General features: G+C 52.4%; 25 protein-coding genes and 5 pseudogenes. 24 read left to right on the plus strand and 6 right to left on the minus strand.

Features of this window, described 5'->3' with window-relative positions; genetic code table 11:
• The first annotated feature begins 156 nt into the window (after positions 1-156).
• The 3 genes from typA (at position 157) to I656_RS06510 (ending at position 2,678) form a co-directional block, all read left to right on the plus strand.
• Positions 157-2,001 carry a translational GTPase TypA gene (typA, locus tag I656_RS06520; RefSeq protein ID WP_013145890.1) on the plus strand — a complete coding sequence of 615 codons (1,845 nt, stop codon included), beginning with the start codon at positions 157-159 and terminating at the stop codon, positions 1,999-2,001.
• Between the two features lie 90 nt (positions 2,002-2,091).
• Positions 2,092-2,400: a YlaH-like family protein gene (locus I656_RS06515; RefSeq protein ID WP_011230571.1), complete on the plus strand. Its 309-nt coding sequence runs from the start codon at positions 2,092-2,094 to the stop codon at positions 2,398-2,400.
• On the plus strand, positions 2,397-2,678 hold the full coding sequence (locus I656_RS06510; protein ID WP_013145888.1) for a hypothetical protein: 282 nt from the start codon (positions 2,397-2,399) through the stop codon (positions 2,676-2,678). Before I656_RS06515 ends, I656_RS06510 begins: the two co-directional genes overlap by 4 nt.
• 59 nt (positions 2,679-2,737) lie before the next feature.
• Here the strand turns inward: I656_RS06510 and I656_RS06505 are convergent, their stop codons facing one another.
• Both I656_RS06505 and I656_RS06500 read right to left on the minus strand, forming a co-directional pair.
• On the minus strand, positions 2,738-2,938 hold the full coding sequence (locus I656_RS06505; RefSeq protein ID WP_013145887.1) for a YlaI family protein: 201 nt from the start codon (positions 2,936-2,938) through the stop codon (positions 2,738-2,740).
• A gap of 161 nt (positions 2,939-3,099) precedes the next feature.
• Entirely contained in the window at positions 3,100-3,699 is a 600-nt protein-coding gene (locus I656_RS06500) for a YhcN/YlaJ family sporulation lipoprotein (protein WP_013145886.1), read from the minus strand.
• A gap of 116 nt (positions 3,700-3,815) precedes the next feature.
• Here I656_RS06500 and I656_RS0115825 point away from each other — a divergent pair.
• Positions 3,816-5,166 (plus strand): annotated as a pseudogene (locus tag I656_RS0115825) (PhoH family protein).
• Between the two features lie 185 nt (positions 5,167-5,351).
• Here the strand turns inward: I656_RS0115825 and I656_RS06495 are convergent.
• A complete protein-coding gene (locus I656_RS06495) occupies positions 5,352-5,858 on the minus strand; it encodes a hypothetical protein (RefSeq protein WP_011230576.1) in 507 nt (168 codons plus the stop codon).
• Positions 5,859-6,020: 162 nt separating this feature from the next.
• Between I656_RS06495 and I656_RS06490 the strand changes: the two genes are divergently transcribed.
• The 3 genes and pseudogenes from I656_RS06490 to pyc all read left to right on the plus strand — a co-directional run bounded on the left by I656_RS06490 (position 6,021) and on the right by pyc (position 11,146).
• A complete protein-coding gene (locus I656_RS06490; protein ID WP_013145884.1) occupies positions 6,021-6,308 on the plus strand; it encodes a YlaN family protein in 288 nt (95 codons plus the stop codon).
• A gap of 122 nt (positions 6,309-6,430) precedes the next feature.
• Positions 6,431-7,641: pseudogene (ftsW, locus tag I656_RS0115830) on the plus strand (putative lipid II flippase FtsW).
• A gap of 62 nt (positions 7,642-7,703) precedes the next feature.
• Positions 7,704-11,146, plus strand: a pseudogene (gene pyc / locus I656_RS0115835) (pyruvate carboxylase).
• Between the two features lie 77 nt (positions 11,147-11,223).
• On the opposite strand, the gene I656_RS06485 reads toward pyc, so the two are convergent.
• Entirely contained in the window at positions 11,224-12,177 is a 954-nt protein-coding gene (locus tag I656_RS06485; protein ID WP_015374340.1) for a heme A synthase, read from the minus strand.
• Positions 12,178-12,557: 380 nt separating this feature from the next.
• On the opposite strand from I656_RS06485, the gene cyoE reads away from it, so the two are divergent.
• From cyoE to I656_RS06450, 8 genes and pseudogenes are all read left to right on the plus strand, one after another.
• Positions 12,558-13,487, plus strand: coding sequence for a heme o synthase (gene cyoE / locus I656_RS06480; RefSeq protein WP_015374341.1), 930 nt, complete (start codon positions 12,558-12,560; stop codon positions 13,485-13,487).
• 78 nt (positions 13,488-13,565) lie between these two features.
• A complete protein-coding gene (gene coxB, locus I656_RS06475; protein WP_020755433.1) occupies positions 13,566-14,636 on the plus strand; it encodes a cytochrome c oxidase subunit II in 1,071 nt (356 codons plus the stop codon).
• Between the two features lie 22 nt (positions 14,637-14,658).
• A pseudogene (gene ctaD, locus I656_RS0115840) lies at positions 14,659-16,529 on the plus strand (cytochrome c oxidase subunit I).
• Positions 16,529-17,149 carry a cytochrome c oxidase subunit III gene (gene ctaE, locus I656_RS06470; RefSeq protein WP_011230584.1) on the plus strand — a complete coding sequence of 207 codons (621 nt, stop codon included), beginning with the start codon at positions 16,529-16,531 and terminating at the stop codon, positions 17,147-17,149. Before ctaD ends, ctaE begins: the two are co-directional and overlap by 1 nt.
• Positions 17,150-17,153: 4 nt before the next feature.
• Complete coding sequence (ctaF, locus tag I656_RS06465) at positions 17,154-17,486, plus strand: cytochrome c oxidase subunit IVB (RefSeq protein WP_013145877.1); 333 nt, start codon at positions 17,154-17,156, stop codon at positions 17,484-17,486.
• Between the two features lie 102 nt (positions 17,487-17,588).
• Entirely contained in the window at positions 17,589-18,491 is a 903-nt protein-coding gene (ctaG, locus tag I656_RS06460) for a cytochrome c oxidase assembly factor CtaG (RefSeq protein ID WP_020755436.1), read from the plus strand.
• Between the two features lie 49 nt (positions 18,492-18,540).
• Complete coding sequence (locus tag I656_RS06455) at positions 18,541-18,996, plus strand: DUF420 domain-containing protein (protein ID WP_011230587.1); 456 nt, start codon at positions 18,541-18,543, stop codon at positions 18,994-18,996.
• 455 nt (positions 18,997-19,451) lie between these two features.
• Positions 19,452-19,757 (plus strand): Asp23/Gls24 family envelope stress response protein, encoded by a 306-nt coding sequence (locus tag I656_RS06450; RefSeq protein WP_015374346.1) that lies wholly within the window; start codon positions 19,452-19,454, stop codon positions 19,755-19,757.
• Between the two features lie 26 nt (positions 19,758-19,783).
• Here I656_RS06450 and I656_RS06445 read toward each other — a convergent pair whose 3' ends face one another.
• Positions 19,784-20,143, minus strand: coding sequence for a YugN family protein (locus I656_RS06445; protein ID WP_015374347.1), 360 nt, complete (start codon positions 20,141-20,143; stop codon positions 19,784-19,786).
• A 175-nt stretch (positions 20,144-20,318) separates the two neighbouring features.
• Here I656_RS06445 and I656_RS06440 point away from each other — a divergent pair, with 175 nt between their 5' ends.
• The 7 genes from I656_RS06440 to I656_RS06410 all read left to right on the plus strand — a co-directional run bounded on the left by I656_RS06440 (position 20,319) and on the right by I656_RS06410 (position 23,867).
• Positions 20,319-20,744 carry a CBS domain-containing protein gene (locus tag I656_RS06440; protein WP_020755440.1) on the plus strand — a complete coding sequence of 142 codons (426 nt, stop codon included), beginning with the start codon at positions 20,319-20,321 and terminating at the stop codon, positions 20,742-20,744.
• A 123-nt stretch (positions 20,745-20,867) separates the two neighbouring features.
• Positions 20,868-21,875, plus strand: coding sequence for a CAP domain-containing protein (locus I656_RS06435; RefSeq protein ID WP_020755441.1), 1,008 nt, complete (start codon positions 20,868-20,870; stop codon positions 21,873-21,875).
• Positions 21,876-21,955: 80 nt separating this feature from the next.
• Positions 21,956-22,339: a YlbD family protein gene (locus I656_RS06430; RefSeq protein WP_013145871.1), complete on the plus strand. Its 384-nt coding sequence runs from the start codon at positions 21,956-21,958 to the stop codon at positions 22,337-22,339.
• Between the two features lie 12 nt (positions 22,340-22,351).
• On the plus strand, positions 22,352-22,585 hold the full coding sequence (locus tag I656_RS06425) for a YlbE-like family protein (RefSeq protein WP_011230593.1): 234 nt from the start codon (positions 22,352-22,354) through the stop codon (positions 22,583-22,585).
• A gap of 40 nt (positions 22,586-22,625) precedes the next feature.
• A complete protein-coding gene (locus I656_RS06420) occupies positions 22,626-22,994 on the plus strand; it encodes a hypothetical protein (protein WP_015374350.1) in 369 nt (122 codons plus the stop codon).
• A gap of 140 nt (positions 22,995-23,134) precedes the next feature.
• Positions 23,135-23,581 carry a YlbF family regulator gene (locus I656_RS06415; protein WP_033005874.1) on the plus strand — a complete coding sequence of 149 codons (447 nt, stop codon included), beginning with the start codon at positions 23,135-23,137 and terminating at the stop codon, positions 23,579-23,581.
• 16 nt (positions 23,582-23,597) lie between these two features.
• Positions 23,598-23,867 (plus strand): YlbG family protein, encoded by a 270-nt coding sequence (locus tag I656_RS06410; protein WP_011230596.1) that lies wholly within the window; start codon positions 23,598-23,600, stop codon positions 23,865-23,867.
• Positions 23,868-23,926: 59 nt separating this feature from the next.
• Here I656_RS06410 and I656_RS0115845 read toward each other — a convergent pair whose 3' ends face one another.
• On the minus strand, positions 23,927-24,316 hold the full coding sequence (locus tag I656_RS0115845) for a hypothetical protein (RefSeq protein ID WP_011230597.1): 390 nt from the start codon (positions 24,314-24,316) through the stop codon (positions 23,927-23,929).
• Positions 24,317-24,711: 395 nt separating this feature from the next.
• Between I656_RS0115845 and rsmD the strand changes: the two are divergent.
• Together rsmD and coaD are read left to right on the plus strand one after the other, a co-directional pair.
• Positions 24,712-25,307, plus strand: a pseudogene (gene rsmD / locus I656_RS0115850) (16S rRNA (guanine(966)-N(2))-methyltransferase RsmD).
• On the plus strand, positions 25,273-25,767 hold the full coding sequence (coaD, locus tag I656_RS06405) for a pantetheine-phosphate adenylyltransferase (protein ID WP_011230599.1): 495 nt from the start codon (positions 25,273-25,275) through the stop codon (positions 25,765-25,767). The pseudogene rsmD and the gene coaD overlap by 35 nt, the downstream one beginning before the upstream one ends.
• Positions 25,768-25,773: the final 6 nt, after the last annotated feature.

A 25,773-nucleotide genomic window follows, 5' to 3' on the forward strand; every position in this document is an offset into this window, starting at 1 on the left:
CCCCCACTTCAAGCGTTCGCGAAGTGGGGGTAGTTGACTGGGTTGACTCCTTTCTGGCAAAGTGGGCGTCTTTTTCTAGTGTACAGGAAAACATGCCGATTTTCTATCGGTTGTGATATAATAGACAAGCAGTTTGCCGAACAGGAGTGACCGACATTGACGAACAAACGAATCGATCTCCGCAATATCGCGATCATCGCTCACGTCGACCATGGGAAAACGACGCTCGTTGATCAGCTGCTTCGGCAGTCAGGGACGTTCCGCGAAAACGAACAAGTCGCGGAGCGGGCGCTTGACCGCAACGATCTGGAGCGGGAGCGCGGCATTACGATTTTGGCCAAAAACACGGCTGTCTTGTATAAAGGAACGCGCATCAACATTTTGGATACGCCGGGACACGCTGATTTCGGGGGGGAAGTGGAGCGGATCATGCGCCTTGTCGACGGCGTCTTGCTTGTCGTCGATGCGTATGAAGGCTGCATGCCGCAGACGCGGTTTGTGCTGAAAAAGGCGCTTGAGCAGCAGCTTGTGCCGATCGTCGTCGTCAACAAAATCGACCGCGAATTTGCTCGGCCGGCGGAAGTCGTTGATGAGGTGCTCGACCTGTTTATCGAACTTGGTGCTTCTGAGGAGCAGCTCGAGTTTCCAGTCGTGTACACATCGGCGCTGCGCGGGACGGCAAGCCTCGATCCGGATCGCCAGGACGGTGACATGACCGCCTTGTTTGAGACGATCATCGAGCATATTCCGGCGCCGGCGGACAACCGCAACGAACCGTTGCAGTTTCAAGTGGCGTTGCTCGACTATAATGAATATGTCGGACGCATCGGCATCGGCCGCATTTTCCGCGGCACGATGAAAACAGGCCAGCAAGTCGCTCTTTTAAAGCGCGACGGTGCCGTCAAGATGTTTCGTGTCACGAAGCTGTTTGGTTTTATTGGGTTGAAGCGGATTGAGATTGAAGAAGCGCACGCTGGCGACATCGTCGCGGTCGCCGGGATGGAGGACATCAATGTCGGTGAAACGGTTTGCCCGCCCGATCATCAAGAGCCGCTGCCGCCGCTTCGCATCGATGAGCCGACGCTCAAAATGACGTTTCTCGTCAACAACAGCCCGTTTGCGGGGCGCGAAGGCAAATACGTGACGGCGAGAAAGCTGGAGGAGCGGCTTCGCACCCAGCTGGAGACGGATGTCAGTCTGCGCGTTGAGCCGACCGAGTCGCCGGATGCGTGGATTGTCTCCGGCCGCGGGGAGCTTCATTTGGCGATTTTGATTGAAAGCATGCGCCGCGAAGGATACGAACTGCAAGTATCGAAGCCGGAAGTCATTCTAAAAGAGATTGACGGTGTCACGTGCGAGCCGATCGAGCGGGTCGTCATGGACATCCCGGAGGAATATACGGGAGCGATCATGGAGTCGCTCGGCAGCCGCAAGGGCGAGCTCGTCGATATGGTGCACGGCGACAACGGGCAAGTGCGTCTCGTCTTCCTTGTGCCGTCGCGTGGCTTGATCGGCTATCGGAGTGAATTTATGTCGTTGACGCGCGGATATGGAATTTTAAACCATTCGTTTGACCATTATGCCCCCGTGCAGCCTGGCGCAATCGGCGGCCGCCGCCAAGGGGTGCTCGTCTCGATGGAAACCGGAAAGGCGACGGCTTACAGCATTATGCAACTTGAGGATCGCGGCACCATTTTTGTTGAGCCGGGCACTGAGGTGTACGAAGGGATGATCGTCGGCGAGCATAACCGCGAAAACGACCTGGTCGTCAACATTTGCCGCGAAAAACATGTCACCAACATGCGTTCATCGACGAAAGAACAGACGGTGACGATGAAAAAGCCGCGTCTGTTGACGCTTGAAGAAGCGCTCGAGTATTTGAATGATGATGAATATTGTGAAGTGACGCCAGCCTCGATCCGGTTGCGCAAAAAAATCTTGAATAAAAGCGAGCGTGAAAAGGCGGAGAAGAAAAAGAAAGCGGTTGAGCAGGCGAAATAGCCGGAAGCGCCATGCGCGCGTCTTTGGTTTGCGAACAATCGAAAACGCCTTGGAGAAGGGCGCTATTAGGATGAACGGGAGGGGAATGGTGTGAATGTGCTCGAACGGCTCACGTTTTTCGCCTCGCTTTATAAGGTGCACGATCATCCCGAGCGCGGTATGTGGCTATTGTATGTGACAGTGTTGCTGCTTGCTGCGCTTGTGTATCGACTCGGTTTTGCCCGCCGCCTGCCGCTGTTGAAAAACGTCATCATTTACGTTTTGCTGGCGCTTGGCTGCACGGTTTTGACCTTTTTTGCTGTCTTTTTGCCGGTGGCAGAAGGATTGGCCGTCGCCGCCCTCGTATTAATCATTTATAAAGTGCGCCTGAAGCAGGCGAAAGAGGGAGAAAAGTCATGAAATCCGTGCAGGATGCCCTTTATAACTGGCTGACGATCCACATCGTCGCCAAAGCCCGTCCGCACGATGCGGCGGCGCGCGATACGGCCTCGTTTTTCCGCGCCATCTTGGAAAACGACTTTGGTGTGACGGCCGTAGACGCCGTCAAAGATGAAACGAATGGGCAATACATCGTCGAATATGTGCGCGGCGGGGAAACAAGGGCGGCGTGTTTCCCGCTTGAGCTGGCTGAGGCGATGTGGCGGCAGATCGAAGCCGAACCGGAAAAGTATGGATGATGACAACCAAAAAGGCGCGGAAAAGCGATCGCTCTTCCGCACCGTTTTTTTTTGTGGGATCACCAATCATCGTCTGCGCGGCGGCCGCGATAGAAGCGGAACTTTCCTGTTGCCAGCCGCTGTTTCGTTTTTTCGGTGATGCGGTCGTGGCATTCGCGGCACATGTACGTGTGGATCGGGCGGTTGCGCAGCCGCTTGGCGAGCGGCGATTCATCGTCGATCGTATCGATTTGGTCGCAAAGCACGCATTTGACTCTCATTGTTCACCTCAATACATCCAAACGCGAAATGGTAGAGTGTTCTTTCGTTCCCATTATACCACATTTCCCGCCATCGTTTGTTGATTCAAATGCATTTCACTCCCGCTTTCCTCGGAAATGAGCCGCGCTTTCTGTTCCATTATAACCCACACAGAAACCGTTTATCGATTTAAATGTTCATTCGATTGCTTGTTTTGCTGTTCGTTCAGTTGCCGCTCCTCCCGTTCGTTCAGCTGTCCGTCATTTTCTTCGGTCGGCTTCGGCGTCGTTTCAAATAGGTCGCTTGGCACTTCCGGCATCACTCGTCCGACGATGTCGGCGATTTCGTTCATGAACGCTTGCACCGGCCTCCCCTCATCGATTTGCCGGCCGATGTTGCGCACGCGGGTGTAAAGATCTGGGTCAGCGACAATAATAGCGTTCGCACCGTACGGATCTTTTTGCAATGCTTCGGCGACGGAATATTTGATGGTGCCGACGCGTGAGGCATCCATATTGGCGCCGACGTCAATGCCGACGATGGCATATTTGCCGACGACGATCGCGGCGGCATTGTGAACGTTTGGAACACGGTCGGCGATTTCTGCAAGCCGGCGGGCGATCTCTTGCCCGGATTTGTTCTCGACGCGTTCATCGACCGTATTTTTGACGCGCACGAGTGAACGATTGGGCTCGTTCGCTTCATGATCGTTTCCAAACGTGCAGCCGCTGAAAATCAAAAGGGGAAGGAAGAAAACGGCGAGCCAGCAGTTTCTCTTCATAATGGGCCACCTCGACTTTTTTTCTTTAGTTTGCAAATGTCCTTCTATCTTTATACATGTTTTCATATGTTGTATTACAGCCATTCCCATCCAACGGAAAAACGTGAAAAACTCACATGGGGGGAAGCGGAATTTGGGAAAAAAAAATTTACGTGCTCGATACGAACGTGCTGTTGCAAGATCCGTATTCGATTTTCGCGTTTGAGGATAATGAGGTCGTCATTCCAGCGGTCGTGCTTGAGGAAGTGGATTCGAAAAAGCGGTATATGGATGAAATTGGTAGAAATGCCCGCCAAGTGTCAAAGCTCATCGACCGTCTGCGCGAAAACGGCAAGCTGCATGAAAAAATTCCGCTTGAAAACGGAGGGGCGCTGCGCATTGAGTTGAACCCATCGTTCGTTTCATCAACTGCAAGAAATTTTTGTCGAAAAAACAAATGACAACCGCATTCTGGCGGTGGCGAAAAATTTATCGCTTGAAGAGCAGGCGAAGGAAGATGGACGCTCCGTCATTTTGGTGAGCAAAGATGCGCTCGTGCGCGTCAAAGCGGATGCCATCGGGCTGCAGGCAGAAGACTTTTTAAGCGACCGCGTCGTTGATGTCGACCATATTTACAGCGGATTTTTGGAGCTGTACATAGGAAAGGACCACCTGCAGCGGTTTTACGACAAAGGGGAGCTCGTGCTCGCTGATATCGCCGACCACCCGTTTTATCCGAACCAGTTCATCATTATGAAAGACGCGTTTGGCAGCTCGGCGTCAGCGATTGGCATTGTCGACCAAAACGGCAAAAAAGTGAAAAAGCTCATCTTCCATCACGAACATATATGGGGCATTCGCCCGCGCAACGTGCAGCAGACGATGGCGTTTGAGCTTCTCATGCGCGACGACATTCCGCTTGTGACGCTAATCGGCAAAGCCGGAACGGGCAAGACGTTGCTTGCCCTTGCCGCGGGGTTGATGCAAACGGAAGATTTGCGCACATACAAAAAATTGCTCGTCGCTCGGCCGATTGTGCCGATGGGGAAAGATCTCGGCTTTCTGCCGGGGGAAAAGGAAGAAAAGCTGCGCCCGTGGATGCAGCCGATTTTTGACAACTTGGAATACTTGTTCAACACGAAAAAACCGGGGGAGCTCGATGCGATTTTAGCCGGCATGAGCTCGATTGAAGTGGAGGCGCTCACGTACATCCGCGGCCGGAGCCTGCCGGAGCAGTTTATCATCATTGATGAGGCGCAAAATTTAACGAAGCATGAAGTGAAGACGATTTTGACGCGCGTCGGGGAGAAAAGCAAAATTATTTTAATGGGCGATCCGGAACAGATCGACCATCCGTATTTGGATGAATATAACAACGGGTTGACGTACGTCGTCGAAAAGTTTAAAGACCAAAAAATCGCCGGCCATATCCGGCTCGTCAAAGGGGAGCGTTCGGCGCTCGCCCAGCTTGCCGCTGATTTGCTGTAGCTAGGCGTTCCTCAGAGCATCCGCCGTTAAAGAACGGGTGCCAGGCGCGCGGCCCGCCGCCACGAACGTTTCGAAAGGCGCCCGCCGCCTGGGGCGCTGCGGAAAACATCTAGGTTCCAAGCGCTTGAGGCGGTTGAAGGCGTCAAAACCTCAAACACCGGGCCGCCCCTTCATGGGGCGGCCGGTCATCGGACGACGAGCCGACGCACATGAGTAATCGGCGCCTCACGGTTGGAGCCGTCGCCAAAATAAATGTGCACCGGACCGTCGTCGCGCAACGGTTTTCCGTTTTGGGAAAAAGCGAAAATCAGGTCGTACGCCTTTTCCAGAGGGATCACGGTTTCTCCATGTTCCGTCTCAATGACAAGTTCAGACGCGTCTTCATGCGGCTCAGCGTTTCGCAAAAATGGGGCGAACGGCATGCCGAACGAGCCGGTGATGATTTTCTCCTTCAAAAAGCGCCGCTCCGTTTTCAACGTCGGCGGAAAAACCGCGCCCTCTTGAATTTCCCGGTCCCAAAATGCCGACAGCTTTTTGATTTCCTCGTCCTCTTGCTCCGCTTCCGTCGGCTGTGGAGCCGGCTCCGAAAAATACGCATCCATGTCCACTTTCCGGTCGTCGAAAATCCAGACGCCGGGGTCAAGCGTGATCGTAAACTTCACCTTTCCTGTCAGCACAATAATATCGTTCATGAAACACCTCTCCTCTGCATGTTCCCACCGTTTTTAGTATAATAATAATGAAAGAGCTTGTCATGTTCTAGGCCCGGTTGCTGTCAACGGTTTCAACTTGCAAAATGGCTTGTTTCACGTTAAGATGTAAAGAAGGATAGGGGAGAGAACGGAGGGATCGATGTGACGGACGAATCGATGAGCTATCGGGAGAAGGCGTACGCGCTTTTACAAGCGGATGCAGAGAAAATCATCCAACTCATCCGCGTGCAAATGGACCATTTGACGATGCCGCAATGTCCGGTGTATGAAGAAGTGCTTGACACGCAAATGTTCGGTTTGTCACGGGAAATTGATTTTGCAGTGCGCCTCGGGCTTGTGGAAGCGAAAGACGGAAAAGCGCTCCTTGACCGGCTTGAGCGCGAACTTTCCGCGTTGCACGAGGCCGTGGCCAAAAAGCGCGTGCGATAAGAATATAAGGCAACTCAAACGATTGGCGCGCCATCGTTTGAGTTTTTCTGTTTTTCGGCAGGAAAACAGCGCGCCGCTGCGAATGATTTTAAGTACATACATGTTCACAGGGAAGAGGAACGATGGAACGACAATTATGGAAAAAAGTATTGAAGTGCTATGATTATCCGCTGATCGCCGTGGTCATCATGCTGTCGTTGTTCGGATTGATTATGGTGTACAGCTCGAGCATGGTCACCGCTGTCATCCGCTTTGAAGTGCCAAGCGACTATTTTTACGAGCGGCAAAAACTGTGGCTGATTGCCGGATTCATCGCGTTCGCCATTATGATGGCGATTCCGTATAAAGTGTGGCGGGCGGAGCGATGGGTGAAACTCGTCTTTTTTGCTTCTCCATTGATGCTGATCGCCGTCGCTTTTCTCGGCCATACGGCCAACAACGCAACAAGCTGGTTTCGCGTCGGGGCGCTTTCGATCCAACCGGCGGAGCTCGCGAAGCTCGGTCTGATTTTATACTTGGCCGCAGCGTTCGCCAACAAGCGGAAGCGGCTGGCCGAGCCGGCGAAAAGCAATTTGTTCCCCATTTATTATACATTGGTGATTTGTTTCCTGATTGCCATACAGCCTGACTTCGGAACGGCGGCGATCGTGTTTGCCATCGCGATGTGCATCATTGTTTCGTCCGGTTTGCGCCTCGTGTTGCTTCTAAAGCAGCTGCTTTTTTTTACATTGATCGGGACGGTGCTGTCACCGTTTTGGCTCCCGGTTGCGGGCAAAAAATTTTTTCTCCTGAACGGGTATCGCGTCTTTACAGCTTTTTGGATCCCTTTCAATACGCAAACGGCGATGGCTACCAGCTCGTGAATTCGTATTTGGCGATCGGGCTTGGCGGGCTGAAAGGAGTGGGGCTTGGCAAAGGCATTCAAAAATACGGCTACCTGCCAGAGTCGCACACCGATTTTATTATGGCGGTCATCGCCGAAGAGCTCGGATTATTCGGTGTAGCGTTCACGCTTGGGTTATTGGCGTTTATCGTGCTGCGCGGGCTTTGGATTGCCCGCCGCTCCCACGATGCGTTTGGGAGCCTGCTTGCGATCGGCATCTCCGTCATGATCGGCTTTCAAACGTTCATTAACGTTGGTGGGGTCGTTGGCCTTATTCCGATTACAGGGGTGCCGCTGCCGCTCGTCAGCTATGGGGGAACGTCGCTTGTCCTGACCATGGCTTCGCTCGGTCTTTTGGTGAACATTTCGATGTTTGCAAAGTACGAACAACGGTATAAAAAAGCGGAAAAAACGATGGTCAGCAAACAGAAAAGAGGTCTGACTTTTTAGAAAGTGTATTTACAAATCGGCAAAACTTTTATACTTTTATTAAATAAAGGAGGAGGGACAGAATGAGGACAAGACGAATTCGCAAAGTGCTGGCAGCCAACCGGGGAGAGATCGCCATTCGCGTTTTCCGCGCCTGCACGGAGCTTGATATCCGCACCGTGGCGATTTATTCGAAGGAAGACGCCGGATCGTACCACCGCTACAAAGCGGATGAGGCGTATTTAGTCGGGGAAGGGAAAAAGCCGATCGAAGCCTACTTGGACATCGAAGGCATCATTGAGATCGCCAAAGCCCACGATGTCGATGCCATCCACCCGGGTTATGGGTTTTTGTCGGAAAACATTCAATTTGCCAAACGGTGCCGCGAAGAGGGGATTATTTTCATCGGCCCGAACGAAGAACATTTGGATATGTTCGGCGATAAAGTGAAAGCGCGCCATGCGGCCATGAAGGCGGGCATTCCGGTCATCCCGGGCAGCGATGGACCGGTCGGCGGCCTTGAAGACGTCGTCCGTTTTGCTGAGACGCACGGATACCCGATCATCATTAAAGCGGCGCTTGGCGGCGGCGGCCGGGGCATGCGCATCGTCCGCTCGAAGTCGGAAGTGAAGGAAGCGTTTGAGCGGGCTAAGTCGGAAGCGAAAGCGGCGTTTGGCAGCGATGACGTTTATGTTGAAAAGCTGATCGAAAAGCCGAAGCATATTGAAGTGCAAATTTTGGGCGACCACGAAGGAAACATCGTTCACCTTTATGAACGCGACTGCTCGGTGCAGCGCCGCCATCAAAAAGTCGTGGAAGTCGCGCCGAGCGTCTCGTTGTCGGACGAGCTGCGCGAGCGCATTTGCGAGGCGGCGGTCCGGCTCATGAGAAGCGTCGGCTACGTCAACGCTGGCACGGTTGAGTTTCTCGTCTCCGGAGATGAGTTTTATTTCATCGAAGTCAATCCGCGCATTCAAGTTGAGCATACGATCACCGAAATGATCACCGGGATTGACATCGTCCAGTCGCAAATTTTAATCGCCGACGGATTTTCGCTCCACAGCCCGGAAGTCGGCATTCCAAAGCAGGAAGACATCCGCATCAACGGCTACGCCATTCAGTCGCGGGTGACGACGGAAGATCCGCTCAACAACTTTATGCCGGATACGGGAAAAATTATGGCGTACCGTTCCGGCGGCGGTTTTGGCGTGCGCTTGGACGCCGGCAATGGCTTCCAAGGGGCGGTCATTACGCCGTATTACGATTCGCTGCTCGTGAAAGTGTCGACATGGGCGTTGACGTTTGAGCAGGCGGCAAGAAAAATGCTCCGCAACTTGCGCGAATTCCGCATCCGCGGCATTAAAACGAACATTCCGTTTTTGGAAAACGTCGTTCAGCATCCGAAATTTTTGTCGGGGGAATACGATACGTCATTTATCGATACGACGCCGGAATTGTTTGTATTCCCGCGCCGAAAAGACCGCGGGACGAAAATGCTTACGTACATCGGCACCGTGACGGTCAACGGCTTCCCTGGCATCGGCAAAAAGAAAAAGCCGGTGTTTGACAAACCGCGCGTGCCGAAGGTGAGCCAAACGGAACCGATCCCAGCGGGAACGAAGCAAATTTTGGATGAACGCGGACCTGAAGGGCTTGTTCGCTGGATCCAAGAGCAGCCGCGCGTGCTCTTGACCGATACGACGTTCCGTGACGCTCATCAGTCGTTGTTGGCGACCCGCGTCCGCACGATCGACTTGTTGCGGATCGCTGAGCCGACGGCGCGTTTGCTGCCCAACTTATTCTCGCTTGAGATGTGGGGCGGGGCGACGTTTGATGTGGCGTACCGCTTTTTGAAGGAGGATCCGTGGGACCGCCTCCTGAAGCTGCGCGAGCGCATTCCAAACGTGCTGTTCCAGATGCTGCTTCGGTCGGCCAACGCCGTGGGGTATAAAAACTATCCCGACAACGTCATCCGCGAGTTCGTCGACAAATCAGCGCAAGCCGGCATTGATGTGTTCCGCATTTTCGACAGCCTAAACTGGGTGAAAGGGATGACGGTGGCGATCGATGCCGTCCGGCAAAGCGGCAAAATCGCCGAGGCGGCTATTTGCTATACGGGCGATATTTTAGACCCGAATCGGCCGAAGTACAATTTGGATTATTACAAAGCCTTGGCGAAAGAGCTCGAGCAAGCCGGAGCGCACATTTTAGGCATTAAGGATATGCTGGTCTGTTGAAGCCGCAGGCGGCGTACGTGCTCATTTCCGCGCTTAAGGAGACGGTCAGCATTCCGATCCATTTGCATACGCACGATACGAGCGGCAACGGTATTTACACGTACGCCAAAGCGATCGAAGCCGGCGTCGATATCGTCGATGTCGCCGTCAGCTCGATGGCCGGCTTGACGTCGCAGCCGAGCGCCAATACGCTCTACTATGCCCTTGAAGGAACGGAGCGGGCGCCGGAGGTTGATATTTACGGCCTTGAGCAGTTGGCCCGCTATTGGGAAGACGTGCGCAAATTTTATCAAGAGTTTGAAAGCGGCATGAACGCGCCGCATACGGAAGTATACATGCATGAGATGCCAGGCGGCCAGTACAGCAACCTGCAACAGCAGGCGAAAGCGGTCGGCCTCGGCGATCGGTGGGATGAAGTGAAAGAAATGTACCGCCGCGTCAACGACTTGTTCGGCGACATCGTCAAAGTGACGCCATCATCGAAAGTCGTCGGCGACATGGCGCTTTACATGGTGCAAAACAATTTGACGGAGCAAGACATTTTTGAACGCGGCGAAACGCTTAATTTCCCAGACTCAGTCGTGGAGTTTTTCGAAGGCTATTTAGGCCAGCCGCATGGCGGGTTTCCGAAAGAGTTGCAACGCATTATTTTGAAAGGGCGCGAACCGATCACCGTTCGCCCGGGCGAGCTGCTTGAGCCGGTTGATTTCGAGCAAATCAAGCGGGAGCTGTATGACAAGCTCGGCCGCGAAGTGACCGACTTTGACGCCATTGCCTATGCGCTTTATCCGAAAGTGTTTTTGGAATATGCCGAAACGGTCGAAAAATACGGCGATATTTCCGTGCTCGATACACCGACGTTCCTGTACGGCATGCGCCTCGGCGAGGAAATTGAAGTGGAGATTGAGCGTGGGAAAACGCTCATCGTCAAACTCGTCTCCATCGGCCAGCCTCAGGCGGACGGCACACGCGTCGTTTACTTCGAGCTGAACGGCCAGCCGCGCGAAGTCATCATCCGCGATGAAAGCATCAAAGCGGCCGTTGCTGAGCGCATCAAGGCCGATCGGACGAATCCGAACCACATTGCCGCCACGATGCCGGGCACGGTGGTGAAAGTGCTCGTGGAGAAAGGGGAAAAAGTCGACAAAGGCGACCATTTGATGGTAACGGAAGCCATGAAGATGGAAACGACGGTGCAGGCGCCGTTTGCCGGCATTGTCAAAGACATTTACGTCAAAAGCGGCGACGCCATTCAGGCGGGCGATTTGCTGATTGAGCTGTCCAAATGAAACGGTCTATACCGAACAAAAAAAAGGGGTGCCCAAGTTTTGGCGGGCATCCCTTTTTGTTTGCGGATGGATGGCCGTCATTTCAACGTGGCCGGCGCCGCTTCCTCGGCTGAGTGGTCGGCGGCTTTTACCGGCGCCCGGCGGGTGCGGAGCGCCAAGAGCAATAAATAGCTGAGCACGCCGAACAGGCAGGAAATGAAAAAGGCATGCGCCAAGGCAATGTATAAATTCAGCTGCGTAAAAACGACAAGCGCTCCGGTTGTCATTTGCGCGAGCACGAGCAAAAGAGCGATGAGCCATCCGTAGTAGATGACCGGCTGTTCGCGATAATGACGCACAGCGTGTATGGCGGCAGCAGCGATCCAAATGATGATGACAAGAGCGGCCAATCGATGACCCATCTGCACCCATTCATGAAACTGAGCCGGGAGGAGGCGCGTTTTCGCGCAAAGCGGCCAGCTCGGACAGGCGAGGCTGGCGTTCGTATGGCGCACGAGCGCCCCGGTGTAGACGACGATGTATGAGTATATGGTGATGCCGTAAATATGAAACCGCATTTTGCCGTCAAGCGAAAGGGAAGCGGCGGAAAACGTTTTGTCGATTTCAAAAATCAATAGCGTCAACAGCAACACAGCGGCAAACGAAATGAGCGAAATGCCGAAATGCAAGGCGAGGACGAAATCGGACTGCCCCCACACGACCGCGGCGGCGCCGATCAGCCCTTGCAAGACGAGAAAGACAAACGATATGACAGCTAAAAACTTTGTCTCCCGCACATGGCCAATGGCTCTCCACGCCCAGATGGAAAGGATGAGCACCATGATGCCGGCAAAGCCGGAAACGAGTCGATGGCTCAGCTCGATGATGAGCTCAGGCGTAATCTGATCCGGCACCCATTGGCCGTTGCACAGCGGCCATGATCGGCCGCACCCCATGCCGGAGCCGGTTTTGGTCACAAGCGCTCCACCAATTAAAACAAACAACATTGCCAACGTGGTTGCCGAGGCAAACCATTTCAGTGAACGTTGCAAAATCTTCACCTTCTTGTATTGAGAAACTGTGATTTTGTCCATATTAGTAAAGTGATGGATTTTATTGCAGCCAACCGTGCTGCCAAGCCAAATCTATTTTACACGATGGCGGCCGGAAACACAAAATGACGTTTGCATATTGAATAAGTCGATTAAGTTTGCTAGAAATATTAATGGGACAAGCGAATGAGCCGTTTTGGGTGCGCGCATTCAAAAATTTGACACAAATTATTCAAAAAAAGTTCACATGATGAGGAAAAAATGTGATTTAATATAAAGAGGAAACAGCCCGTTTTGGCTATTTGGCGTTGGAAAGAATTTCAGGCAACATCACGGCGCCGGCCGGGCAAGGAGCGGCGCAGCGAGGAGGAACAGGAGACATGGCCGAATTGAAAGCGGTGCACCAGGATGCGGCCGATGCCGGTCATCGCTCGCATGTGAGCGTCAAGACAGTTTGGAGAGAGTTATCGTCTGTTGTGAAAATCGGAATCGTCAATTCGAATTTGATTACGACGTTCGCCGGGATGTGGCTGGCGTTTTATTTTACTGGGGAACACTTTTTGGAGAACCTGCATCTTGTTTTTTTCACGCTGTTTGGGGCAGCGCTTGTCATCGCGGGTTCATGTGCGATCAACAACTACATTGACCGCGACATTGATCAATATATGGAGCGAACGAAAGCACGCCCGACCGTCACCGGGACGATGGATCCGCGGCGGGTGCTTTGGCTTGGGATTGGTCTTGTCGCAATCGGCGAGATGAGCCTGCTTATGACAACGGTTACGGCTGCTGTCGTTGGATTGATCGGTATGGTGACATACGTCTTTTTATATACGCTTTGGACGAAGCGCCATTACACGATCAACACCGTTGTCGGCAGCATTTCCGGCGCGGTGCCGCCGGTGATCGGCTGGACGGCGGTTGATCCGGATTTCCATATTGTTCCGTTCATCCTGTTTTTAATCATGTTTTTGTGGCAGCCGCCGCACTTTTTGGCGTTGGCGATGAAGCGGTGTGAAGAATACCGCACCGCCGGCATCCCGATGCTGCCGGTCGTCCATGGATTCGCCATGACGAAGCGGCAAATCATCGTTTGGGTGGCGTGTTTGCTGCCGTTGCCGTTTTACTTGTTCTCGCTTGGCGTTCCATTTTTAGTCGTGGCCACGCTGCTCAATGTCGGCTGGCTGCTGCTGGGATTGGCGGGTTTGAAAATGAAAGATGACATCAAATGGGCGAAGTGGATGTTCGTCTATTCGCTCAACTATTTGACCATTTTGTTCGTGGCAATGGTCATCGCTACGATTTGGTGAGCAGGTTAAAATTCTTTCTTTGTGAAAGAATTGACATACACATTTATCCATCAAAGGAAAGAGGGGTTTGATTAGGCTATGAACAAGGGGCTCTGTAACTGGCGCTTATTTTCCCTGTTCGGGATGATGGCGCTGTTGCTCGCCGGCTGCGGCAAGCCGTTTTTATCGACGCTCCAGCCCGCCGGTGAAGTAGCGGACATGCAGTATTCGCTCATGTTGTTGAGCACATCGATCATGGTGCTCGTCATTGTCGTCGTGGCGATCATCTTCGTTTACGTTGTCATCCGCTTCCGGCGGCGCAAGGGGGAAGAAAACAAAATCCCGAAGCAAGTGGAAGGAAGTCATAAGCTGGAAATTATTTGGACTGTCATTCCGATCATCCTCTTGCTCATTTTGGCTGTGCCGACGGTATTGACTACATTTAAACTCGCCGACGTCAAGGCGATGAACGACAAAAAACGAGATAAGGATACAGTTGTCGTCAATGTTCGCGCCAACCAATACTGGTGGGAGTTTGAATATCCGGATTACGGCATTATCACGAGCCAAGATTTGGTCGTGCCGACGAATGAAAAAGTGTATTTCAACTTGATTGCGTCGGATGTCAAACATTCGTTCTGGATTCCGGCGGTCGGCGGCAAAATGGATACGAACACCGACAACAAAAACCAATTTTGGCTTGTTTTTGATCAAAAAGCGACCGATAAGGCCGGCGGCGTCTTTTACGGCAAATGTGCGGAGCTTTGCGGTCCGTCCCATGCGCTGATGGACTTTAAAGTTCGGCCGTTGCCGCGCGACCAATTTGACGCCTGGGTGAAAAAGATGCAAAATGTGAAAAAACCGGTTGTCACCGATCCGGTTGCCAAAGAAGGCGAAGCGATTTTCAATAAAAGCTGTATTGGCTGCCATGCGGTGACGCCTGTGGACAAGCGTCCGGAACAGGCACGCACAGCGCCGAACTTGGCGAACTTTGGCGATCGCGAACGAATCGCCGGTATTTTGGAGCATAACGAAGAAAATCTGAAAAAATGGCTGAGAGACCCGAACAGCGTGAAGCCTGGAAATAAAATGGCGGGTACATATGGCCACTTGACGGAAGAGCAAATTGACGCATTGGCGAAATATTTGATGAGCTTAAAAGTGGAATAAAGCATGAGAAGGAGGTTTCACCGTGAGTACAATCGCGCGCAAAAAGGGTGTTGGCGCCGTTTTGTGGGATTATTTGACAACGGTCGACCATAAAAAAATCGCCCATCTGTACTTGATTTCCGGCGGGTTTTTCTTCCTGCTCGGTGGTCTCGAGGCGTTGTTCATCCGCATTCAGCTCGCGAAGCCGAACAACGATTTCCTTGTCGGCGGCTTGTATAACGAAGTGCTGACGATGCATGGAACGACGATGATTTTCTTGGCTGCGATGCCGCTTGTTTTCGCCTTTATGAACGCAGTCGTGCCGCTGCAGATCGGCGCGCGCGACGTCGCGTTCCCGTTTTTGAACGCTCTTGGATTCTGGATGTTTTTCTTCGGTGGTTTGTTTTTGAACTGTTCATGGTTTTTAGGCGGCGCACCGGACGCTGGTTGGACGTCGTATGCGTCGCTGTCGCTTGACTCAAAAGCGCATCATGGCATCGACTTTTATACGCTCGGGCTGCAAATTTCCGGCTTCGGAACGATCATGGGTGCCATTAACTTTCTTGTGACGATCATCAACATGCGCGCTCCGGGCATGACGTTTATGCGCATGCCGATGTTCACATGGGCGACGTTTGTGACGTCGGCGCTCATCTTGTTTGCGTTTCCACCGCTGACGGTTGGTTTGATTTTTATGATGATGGATCGTTTGTTTGGCGGCAACTTCTTTAACCCAGCTGCCGGCGGCAATACGATCATTTGGGAGCACTTGTTCTGGGTATTCGGCCATCCGGAAGTCTACATTCTTGTTTTGCCGGCGTTCGGCATTTTCTCGGAAATTTTTGCGACGTTCTCGCGCAAGCGGCTGTTCGGCTATTCGTCAATGGTGTTTGCGACCGTGCTCATCGCGTTCTTAGGGTTCATGGTATGGGCGCACCATATGTTCACGGTCGGGATGGGGCCGATTGCGAACGCCATCTTTGCCGTCGCGACGATGACGATCGCCGTTCCGACAGGAGTCAAAATTTTCAACTGGCTGTTTACGATGTGGGGCGGAAGCATCAAATTCACAACGCCGATGCATTATGCCGTCGCCTTCATCCCGTCGTTCGTCATGGGCGGGGTGACCGGGGTCATGTTGCGTCGGCGGCGGCGGACTATCAATACCATGACAGCTATTTCGTCGTTGCGCACTTCCATTACGTCATCGTCGGCGGGGTTGTGTTCGCTTTGCTTGCCGGCACGCATTATTGGTGGCCGAAAATGTTTGGCCGCATGCTGAATGAAACGCTCGGCAAAATGACATTCTGGCTGTTCTTTATCGGGTTCCATTTAACGTTCTTTATTCAGCACTTCCTTGGTTTGACAGGGATGCCGCGGCGCGTGTTTACGTATTTGCCGAACCAAGGATGGGAGACAGGGAACTTCGTCAGCACGGTCGGTGCGTTCTTTATGGCGGCTGCCACGATTATTTTACTTATTAACATTGTGGTAACGACAGCAAAAGGCGAAAAAGTGCCGGGCGATGCATGGGGCGACGGCCGCACGCTCGAATGGGCGATCGCTTCGCCGCCGCCGGTGTACAACTTTGCGCAAACACCGCTTGTCCGTGGCTTGGATGCTTTCTGGCTTGAAAAAATGGAAGGCAAAAAAGAATTGACGCCAGCTGAACCGCTTGGCGACATCCATATGCCGAATTCGTCGTTTTTGCCGTTTGTCATTGCGTTTGGTCTGTTTGTCGCCGCCTTCGGCTTTACGTATCATAATGACGCCGGATGGGGCTTGCCGGTCGGCATTCTCGGTCTGCTCATTACGCTCGGTTCGATGTTCTTGCGCTCGGTGATCGATGATCACGGCTTCCACATCCATAAAGAAGAAGTGCTTGAACTTGAGAAGAAGGAGGCGAACGCCTGATGCATGCAGAGGAAAAATTGACGGCCGAGACGTTTCCAGCCGCGCCGGAACGCGCCACCCTTGAGGGAAAAAATAAGTTTCTCGGCTTCTGGCTCTTTTTAGGCGGAGAGACGGTGCTGTTCGCCTCTCTCTTCGCCACCTATTTGGCGCTGAAAGATAAAACGAACGGCGGTCCTTCGGCGGAAGAACTGTTCCAAATGCCGGTTGTGTTCATGGCAACGATGCTGCTGCTAACCAGCAGCTTGACGAGCGTGTATGCCATTTATCATATGAAAAACTTTGACTTTAAAAAGATGCAGCTCTGGTTTGGCATCACTGTTTTGCTTGGCGCCGGCTTTTTGGGCTTGGAAATTTACGAGTTCAATGAATATGTGCATGAAGGCCATAAGTTTACGACCAGCGCTTTCGCTTCAGCATTCTACACGCTCGTTGGCACGCACGGAAGCCACGTCGCGTTCGGGTTGCTTTGGATTTTGACGCTCATGATTCGCAATGCTAAGCGTGGGTTGAATTTATACAACGCCCCGAAATTTTACGTCGCAAGCCTGTATTGGCACTTCATTGACGTTGTCTGGGTGTTCATTTTTACCGTTGTATATTTGATGGGAATGGTGGGGTGAACGTATGGCGAATCAAACGAATTCAGGAAATGAACGCGTCGATTTGGCGTATCGCCGGCGGAAAAACGCGGAAGAGATGCGCCATCAAATGATTGCATTCGTTTTGATGATTTTGTTGACGCTCATCGCCTTCGCCGCCGTTGGTTACGAAGAGTTTTCCCATTGGTTTGTCGTTCCGTTTATTTTGCTTTTAGCCGCCGTGCAGGTCGCATTTCAGCTGTATTATTTCATGCACATGAGCCATAAAGGCCACGAATTCCCGGCGATGTTTATTTACGGCGGTGTGGCGGTTATGCTTTTGCTCGTTTGGGCGTTTACAACAGTCATTTGGTGGTAAGAAAAGGGGGAATCGGTTTTGCGCCGGTTTCCCCTTTTTTGAATAGCTGTGGCGCGGCGTCTTGTAGTATAATGGGAAAGGACCAATCAGGAGGGGATTCGTATGTTTCAATCGCTGCAAATGTTTGGCCCCGTCGCCCTTTGGAGTCCGTTTTTTTTGCTTGTGTTAGTGGCGGTTGCATTGCTGTACATGGGGATCACCGGGCCATGGCGGCAGCGTTTCGGCCTCGGTGATGCCGTTTCGGGGAAGCAGAAAGCATATTTTTGGACCGGGATGGCGCTTCTTTATATATGCAAAGGGTCTCCGCTGGATTTGATGGGCCATTTGACGTTCACCGCCCATATGGTGCAAATGGCAGTGCTGTATTTGATCGTGCCGCAATGTTTTATTTTAGGCATTCCGGCGCCGCTTTATGAGCGAGCGTTCCGTTTCGCAGCGGTGCGCCGCGTGTTTCGGTTGTTGACAAAGCCGATTGTGGCGCTACTGCTGTTTAACGGTTTGTTTTCGCTTTATCACGTTCCATTCATTTTTGACGCTGTGAAAATGAATATGTGGCTGCATGCCTTTGTTACCTCGGTCATTTTCGTTGCTGCGTTTTGCATGTGGTGGCCGCTTGTTAATAAACTTCCTGAGTGGCAAACATTGTCCGGCTTAAAAAAAATGGGTTACATTTTCGCTGACGGCATGCTGTTGACCCCGGCTTGCGCGCTCATCATTTTTACCGATACGCCGCTTTATGCGACGTATACGGACCCGAAAGCATGGATGGCCGCGCTGGCTTTATGCGTTCCTCAAGGGACGCTGGCTTCGCTTGATTTGACCGGGCCGCAAATGTTTTTATCGATGTCGCCGCTCCATGATCAGCAGCTCGGCGGAGTGTTGATGAAAATCATCCAGGAAATCGTGTACGGGACGATGCTGTTCTTCATCTTCACCGAATGGTATCGGAAGGAGCGGGAGAAAGAGCCAAGCATGGATATGGAGCTGCGGCCGACCAAACTGTAAAGCGCGGTTGGCCGCTAAACGATGAACAAAGAAGAAAGGGAGAGAAGCGATGGCCGTTTTACCGACAATCAGCACGAGCTGCATCGTGATCAGCGCTTTGCTTGTTGCTTATGGGTGGTATTTGATCAGCCGCAGGCGGATCGAAGCGCATAAAAAGGTGATGCTGACGGCAGCGGTGTTTGCTTTGCTGTTTTTCACCATTTACATGTCGCGGACGTTGTTTATCGGCAATACGAGCTTTGGCGGGCCGGAGAACGTCAAAGTGTACTATACGCTGTTTCTTATTTTCCATATTGTGCTGGCGACAGTTGGCGCCGTATTTGGCCTTGTCACGATTTGGACGGGATTGAAAGACAAGAGGGCCCGCCATCGTCGGCTTGGGCCGATCACCAGCATCATTTGGTTTGGCAGCGCCTCAACCGGGGTCGTCGTCTATTGGCTGCTTTATGTCCTCTATCCAGGGGGCCAAACGACGTCGCTCATCAAGGCGGTGCTCGGTTTTTAACCGGCGGGCAAGGAGCAAGGGCAGGGATGGCTGCATATATATAGATGCAACCAAAACGTTTAACATATCTTGGATAGAAAAGCCACTTATCGATGTTTCGACTGTCGAGGGCAAGCCGCAGGCTTGCCCCCGTCACGCCTTGGCGTGACGGACGACCGAACAACGACTCGCTTCCCAAGACCCATTCATGGGTCTGAAAGCGGTGTTGTTCGGTCATTCGGCAGTCGGATGCAATGACCGGTAAAAACGAAAAATGTTAAAGCTTTAAATTGCATCTATATAGGTTGTAATAAAGAATTTCCGACCTCCATGTCCCGTCTTTACTTTATCACCTAACAAGCTGGCACGGTGGCAAGAAGAGCGAACAATGCCATGTAAAACAAAATTGCAACTTATATATATAGAATACAACACGCCTGTATAGACGTGATTTTGTGCAGCGGGAGGAGAAGGCGGTGAACACGTTTCGCTATCGGAAACGGAGCGCCGTAGAGGCGACGCTGTTGACCATTGTCATGATGTGTGTGCGCGGCCAGACGGAGGTCGCACTTGACGATTGTGAGGTGTTCATCACCGTTGCTCAAGGCGAGCGGTGCCGCGTCACGGTCAAGATGTCCATTCGATATGGGGCGCCGGTGATGGAAGTTTGCCGCCAGTTGCAACAGCATATTGCCGAGGAGATCGCCGCGATGACGCCATATGTCGCCGAGGCGGTCGACATTGTTGTCAAACGGCTTGTCATGCCGGAAAAAAACGCATGAGAACCGTGCTCTCATGCGTTTTTTGATTATTCTTTGATTTTTTCAAGCTCGCTTTTGACCTGCGCCAACACGTTTTGGCATTGGCTGACAAGAGAGGACGGAAAATGTTCATCATCGCCGTATTCGACGCCGTGTGGATAGTAATGTTTCCCTAAAATCGGCGTGAGCAGCTTAATGAGTGCATAGCGCGAATCGACATCTCCCTCAATGGCGTATCCTTGAACGCGCAAATAGTAGGTGCCTTCTTTGACGACGTATTTCCGGTCGTATGTGACCCGTTCATAATCCCATTGCGCTGCGCGGACAAAACCGTGGCGCTCCATAATGTCATCAAGGTGGGACAGTTCGACCGTCTGATTTTCCAGTCCAGTATTTTCAAACTTCATCTTTCTTCCTCCTAACAACACAATATGTAAAAGCGCCAAACAGGAAATCATCCCCTCATTTATAATAGTACGAAAACGGTTTGCTTTTCAACGAATTGTTTGCCATTGTTTCCGTTTCGCTCGCATTTTTTTGTGTGATCCGGCGCACAATACGGGTAGAAAGGAGAGACGAAGAATGCAAACGGTACGGGACGTCATGTCAACGGATGTGCAATATTGCACGCCCCTTGACAATCTCTACGAAGTGGCGGTAAAAATGCGCGATTTCAACGTCGGGGCGATTCCGATTGTCGATGACGGCCGCCTTGTCGGAATGATTACCGACCGCGATATTGTCGTGCGCGGCATGGCTGAAAAACGTCCCGGTTCGACTGCGGTGACGGAAGTGATGAGCCGCGATCTCGTCACGCTTTCCCCGGACGATTCGGTGCAAAAGGCAGCAGATATGATGGCACGTCACCAAATTCGCCGCCTCCCGGTCGTAGAAAACGGGCGTTTGGTCGGCATCATCTCGCTCGGCGATTTGGCGACGAACCGCTATTCTGATGAACGCGCGGGTCGTGCGTTAAGCGAGATTTCCGAACAAGACGCCATCCATTGACAAACGCAACGGACACGGCTTCTTTCGAGGAGGAGCGCTCTTTTTGGGTGTCCTCTTTTTTTGGCCTCTAAAAAACGGCTATAATGGCAATAAGGAGATTGCGCAGAAAGCGGGAGTTGCCGTGTGAAATGGTTTTTCCTTTTTTTGTTTTTCTTGATTGGATTGTATTATTTTGTGCCGAGTCCGCCGCCCCCGAGCCCCCCGGAGCAGCCAGAGACGAATCGATACATGTTGAAAGAGCCGAAGGCGACGGCCGGCATCGTTGCGTTGATCGGGCAATCGGCGCAAGAGGCGAAAAAACGGCTTGGCGCTCCAGACCGAATCGACCCGTCAGCTTACGGATATGACTGGTGGGTGTACAGCCGTCGACCTGAGTCGTACGTGCAGATTGGCATCTTGCGCGGTCGCGTCGTCACCGCTCTTGTCGGCGGAGAGAAGGTGAACGTTGAACCGTTTGCGGTCGGCCAGCGGTTGCAGACGATTTTTCAAACGATGCCGGTGCTATCGAACATTGAGATTAAGCTAGGCAGCGGGACATACCGGTTTGAGCTGTCTGAACAAGATTACTCATCAAGGCCGGTTGTCAAAGTGGGCAGCGTCTACGCTCAGCTGTATGTTGACCGCTTTACCGGCGAGGTGGCGGCGATCCGCCTGATGGATGCAGAAACGTTCGTCAAGTTGCGGCCGTACGAGCTCGTTTACCGCGGCAGCCTGCCGGCGGCCGCGCCGCTGTCGGAAGAAAAGCGACAGGCTGTTGATGCGGCCAACGCGAAGCAAATTTTTGACTGGACGAATTTGATCCGCCGTCGCCATGGGCTTTCCTCTCTCATGTGGGATGACAAGGCCGCTGCCGCTGCGGAAAAACATAGCCGAGATATGCATGATCACCGGTTTTTCTCCCATGAGTCGCCGCAGTATGGCGATTTATCGAAGCGGCTTGGCGCGCTTCACATTCCGTTCCAGCTTGCCGGGGAAAATATCGCCGCCCATCAAGTCGATGGCGTTGAGGCGACCATCGGATGGCTGAACAGCCAAAACCATCGGAACATGATGTTGAACGAAGAGTTCACTCACTTGGGCGTTGGCGTCTACGCCGATTACTATACGCAAAACTTCTTTACGCCGCTCTAAAAATTGGGCGCACCTCTCTGTGTTGGATGCGATATGATATGGCAGATAGGCATGAGTGGACGAAAGGGATGAGAACCGCCATGGTCAAGCCTCTGCATCCTTCCGTTGAACAGTTTAAACAGTTTGTGAAAAAACATCCAAAAATCATCCAGGAGGTGCGCAGTGGCAAAAAGACGTGGAAACAAGTGTATGAGGATTGGTATTTGTTCGGGGAAGACGATGACATATGGGAGCCGTATCGGGAAACAAACGGTGCGGCAAAAGAGGAGGAAAAAGGAACGAACAAATGGCTCGATAAGCTCGCGGCTATGCTTGGACAGATCGATGCAGCTGATGTGCAAAAACATTTGGCGAACGTCCAGCAGGCGATCGCGGCGATTCAGAGCATTCTTTCCGAATTTCAAGGGGCCGGTCAAGAACAAAGAAACAAAGAAGCGCATCCGTTTTCGTTCCGCAAAGATTAAAGGGTGGTGGCGATGAGGAAAGATGTATGGCAATACGTGCAAGGAACTCCGATGTTGCGCGCGTTTTTGCGCGAACAGCCGCGCTGGTACCGGCTCCTTGCCCGCCGTCCGCATGAACTGTCGACGTTCCAATTGGCCGCCTTGCGCCACTATGAGCTGACGATCCCTGACAAAGTGGAAAGAATCTCCCAATCGTTGCAAATGGCTTCGCTTATGTGGCAAATGTTTAAAGCCATGCGCGACTAATCGGGCGGCCAATGGCAAAGACTAGTTTCGAAAGGGAGTGATGTCTTTGCCAAAGTGGTTCGCATGGTTTGCGGCTGTCATATTGCTTGCGGCGTATGCCTTCTTTGAGCCGGCGCCGTCGTCCTCCGCTCACGCCGAAGCAGTGGGCGGTCCGCTTCAGGTGAAGCATGAAGTGAAAGGAAGCGACGTATTCATTGAATGTGTTGCCGTCCACTTTCCGTTCCGCAAAGGGAGCGGCGGCGGACACATTAATGTCTATGTCAACGGGCAAAAAATGACGGAAGTATACACGGCCGCCTTTATCGTGCGCGGTTTGCCGAGCGGGAAACATACCATCCGTCTTGAGCTCGTCTACAATGATGGGAAAGCAACCGGCATGACGCACGAATTTGACGTCGCCATCCGATAGAGATGACGACGATCGTTTAAAAGGCGAACAGAGGCGATTCGGCACAGTCTGGATCGCCTTTTTTGTTTGCTTCTTTGCTATCTCTTTCCTTTTCATTTTCTTTTCGTTCATGGTATGATGGATAATGGAGGTGCCATTTGGTGAAGATTGCGACTCTCGAGCGCATCGAGATTTTAGATAAAGCAGAAGCGTTGGCCAAAATGATTGTCGAGTCGGACGTGGCGGACGAATACCGCCGCGCCTTTTGGCGGCTGAAGCAAGACCGCCGCGCCCAGCAGCTGACCGCTCGCTTTGTCAAGCTGAAGGAGCGCTACGAAGAAGTGCAGCGCTTCGGAAAATACCATCCTGATTACCGCGACGTGATGAAAGAAGTGCGCGAAGCGAAGCGAGAGCTCGATTTGCATGAGACGGTCGCCGCCTTTAAGGAGGCGGAGAAGGCGATGCAAGAGTTGCTTGATGAGATCAGCGTGCTGATCGGCAAAGCGGTGTCCGAACATGTGAAAGTGCCGACCGGAAATCCGTACTTTTTGTCGGCGGGCTGTTCCGGTGGCTGCGGGGCGGGCGGAAGCTGCGGCTGCCGCACATAAAAAAGGGGAAGGGACTATGTTTCCAAAACGGCAAGGGATTATCGTTTGGCTTCATTCGCTGAAATATGGGAAACAGTTGCGCAAGTTCGGCAACATTCATTACATTTCCAAACGGCTGAAGTATGCGGTTCTGTATTGTGATATGGAGCAAGTCGACCATGTCATGAAAAAGCTCGCCTCGCTTCCGTTCGTCAAGCGGGTCGAGCCGTCGTACCGCCCATTTTTAAAACTGGAATTTGAATCGAAAGGGGAGAAGGAAAAAGACTCCCCGTATCCGCTTGGATGAAGGAAAACAGCGGGTCGAAAAAAAGCCGGCACCGGCTTTTCGGCCCGCTGTTTCTTTGTTTACTGCAGCGGCGGGATGAAGCGATTCATCCGCATAATGCCGATCAAATGTTGGTAATATAAATCGGGTTCAGCGAACATCGTCGATGGCTTAACATCAAGGTGAATGACGTCCATGCCCAGCTCCTTTGCGGTTTCCATAAATAGTTCGTACCGTTTGTTTGGCTTGACGGACGGATCGGGAATGCCTTCACGGCAAATGTAAAGTGGTTGGAAATCGCCGGGATCCGTCGGATGAAGGACAACGGCCAAGGAGACGACCGCCTGGCCTTTTTTCACCGTATGAAAGACAAAGAATCCGGACAAACGATGGCGGTTGGCCTTCGCCAATGCAATCAGCTCATATATATCGGAATATCCTTCGCCAAGTTCGATAAATCGTTGGATCATGAATCGTTCCCCCTTGCAAGCATCGTCCACCCTTAACTTTACCGGCCATCCTCGCGAATTGCAATCAAAAAAAACCTTGCGGAAATGAACCCGCAAGGCCCTTTCCAGTTCCTTGCCTCCGCGCAGGGCGGAACAAGGATCGGAAAGAATAAAGAAAAGGGAGAGGAGAAACCGGAGGAAGAACTTATGGGGAAACGTAAGTCTTCTCCGTCACTGGCAACAACGCGTCAAGCGTGTTGCCATTACTCATTATGGACCGTTTGCCGATTTCTATACATGAATGGCGAAAAAATTCCGTAGTTTGACGATCATCAACTTTATGGTAAGATTACCATGAAAACAACGAATCAAATGGATGACAAGGCCACCTTGAAACGGTGAATTGGGTGAAGGCGATGAGAGTGATTTCCGGGACATGCAAAGGACGGCGTCTGCAAGCGGTTCCAGGGATGTCGACGCGGCCGACGACCGATAAAGTCAAAGAAGCGATATTTAATATGATCGGGCCATATTTCTCAGGCGGCAACGGTCTTGATTTGTTTGCTGGCAGCGGCGGCTTGGGCATCGAGCGCTCAGCCGAGGAATCGAGCGCGTCATTTTCGTCGATCAAGACAGGAAAGCGGTGCAGACGGTCCGAAAAAACGTGGCGGCCTGCGGGCTTGAGAAGCGGGCGGAAATTTACTGCAACGACGCCGAGCGGGCGCTGAAGGCAGCAGCGAAGCGCGGCCTCCGCTTTGCGGTTATTTTCCTTGATCCGCCGTACAAAGAGAAACAGTGGCCGACGTTGCTGTCGTCGATCGCCGAGCGTCAGTTGCTGGAGCCGCACGGCGTCGTCGTCGCTGAACACTCGGCGGAGGCGGAGCTGCCGGAGGAGGTCGGCGGCCTGACACGATGGAAGCGGGAAACATACGGTATCACCGGTGTGACGATTTATAGATGGGAAGGGGATGGAAGCGATGGCGAGCATTGCGGTTTGCCCCGGGAGCTTTGACCCTGTGACGTACGGGCATTTGGATATTATTAAACGAGGGGCGAAAGTGTTTGATCAAGTGTATGTGGCGGTGTTGAACAACTCGTCGAAAAAGCCGCTGTTTACTGTCGAGGAGCGGATCGAGCTGCTTCGTGAGGTGACGCGGACGCTTCCGAACGTCCATGTCGAAGCGTTTCACGGCCTGCTTGTTGATTATGCCCGCAGCAAAAAAGCGAATGCCATTTTGCGCGGCTTGCGCGCTGTGTCCGATTTCGAATACGAAATGCAAATTACGTCGATGAACCGCGTTCTTGATGAAAACATTGAAACGTTTTTTATGATGACGAACAGCCAGTATGCGTTTTTAAGCTCGAGCATCGTCAAAGAAGTGGCGAAATACAACGGCGATATTTCCGAGCTTGTGCCCCCGGTTGTTGAGCAGGCGCTGAAGCGGAAATTTGCGTCCACGGCCGCTGATTGACGCTTC

It is taken from the genome of Geobacillus sp. WSUCF1 (assembly GCF_000422025.1).
In the GTDB taxonomy this organism is placed as follows: Bacteria; Bacillota; Bacilli; order Bacillales; family Anoxybacillaceae; genus Geobacillus; species Geobacillus zalihae.

What these genes read in the sequence shown, in the direction of transcription:
- I656_RS06510 (WP_013145888.1), top strand. Translation starts at nt 2,397, where the DNA reads ATGAAATCCGTGCAGGATGCCCTTTATAACTGGCTGACGATCCACATC.
- I656_RS06505 (WP_013145887.1), bottom strand. Translation starts at nt 2,938, where the DNA reads ATGAGAGTCAAATGCGTGCTTTGCGACCAAATCGATACGATCGACGAT.
- I656_RS06500 (WP_013145886.1), bottom strand. Translation starts at nt 3,699, where the DNA reads ATGAAGAGAAACTGCTGGCTCGCCGTTTTCTTCCTTCCCCTTTTGATT.
- I656_RS06495 (WP_011230576.1), bottom strand. Translation starts at nt 5,858, where the DNA reads ATGAACGATATTATTGTGCTGACAGGAAAGGTGAAGTTTACGATCACG.
- cyoE (WP_015374341.1), top strand. Translation starts at nt 12,558, where the DNA reads ATGGCCGAATTGAAAGCGGTGCACCAGGATGCGGCCGATGCCGGTCAT.
- coxB (WP_020755433.1), top strand. Translation starts at nt 13,566, where the DNA reads ATGAACAAGGGGCTCTGTAACTGGCGCTTATTTTCCCTGTTCGGGATG.
- ctaE (WP_011230584.1), top strand. Translation starts at nt 16,529, where the DNA reads ATGCATGCAGAGGAAAAATTGACGGCCGAGACGTTTCCAGCCGCGCCG.
- ctaF (WP_013145877.1), top strand. Translation starts at nt 17,154, where the DNA reads ATGGCGAATCAAACGAATTCAGGAAATGAACGCGTCGATTTGGCGTAT.
- ctaG (WP_020755436.1), top strand. Translation starts at nt 17,589, where the DNA reads ATGTTTCAATCGCTGCAAATGTTTGGCCCCGTCGCCCTTTGGAGTCCG.
- I656_RS06455 (WP_011230587.1), top strand. Translation starts at nt 18,541, where the DNA reads ATGGCCGTTTTACCGACAATCAGCACGAGCTGCATCGTGATCAGCGCT.
- I656_RS06445 (WP_015374347.1), bottom strand. Translation starts at nt 20,143, where the DNA reads ATGAAGTTTGAAAATACTGGACTGGAAAATCAGACGGTCGAACTGTCC.
- I656_RS06440 (WP_020755440.1), top strand. Translation starts at nt 20,319, where the DNA reads ATGCAAACGGTACGGGACGTCATGTCAACGGATGTGCAATATTGCACG.
- I656_RS06430 (WP_013145871.1), top strand. Translation starts at nt 21,956, where the DNA reads ATGGTCAAGCCTCTGCATCCTTCCGTTGAACAGTTTAAACAGTTTGTG.
- I656_RS06425 (WP_011230593.1), top strand. Translation starts at nt 22,352, where the DNA reads ATGAGGAAAGATGTATGGCAATACGTGCAAGGAACTCCGATGTTGCGC.
- I656_RS06420 (WP_015374350.1), top strand. Translation starts at nt 22,626, where the DNA reads ATGTCTTTGCCAAAGTGGTTCGCATGGTTTGCGGCTGTCATATTGCTT.
- I656_RS06410 (WP_011230596.1), top strand. Translation starts at nt 23,598, where the DNA reads ATGTTTCCAAAACGGCAAGGGATTATCGTTTGGCTTCATTCGCTGAAA.
- I656_RS0115845 (WP_011230597.1), bottom strand. Translation starts at nt 24,316, where the DNA reads ATGATCCAACGATTTATCGAACTTGGCGAAGGATATTCCGATATATAT.
- coaD (WP_011230599.1), top strand. Translation starts at nt 25,273, where the DNA reads ATGGCGAGCATTGCGGTTTGCCCCGGGAGCTTTGACCCTGTGACGTAC.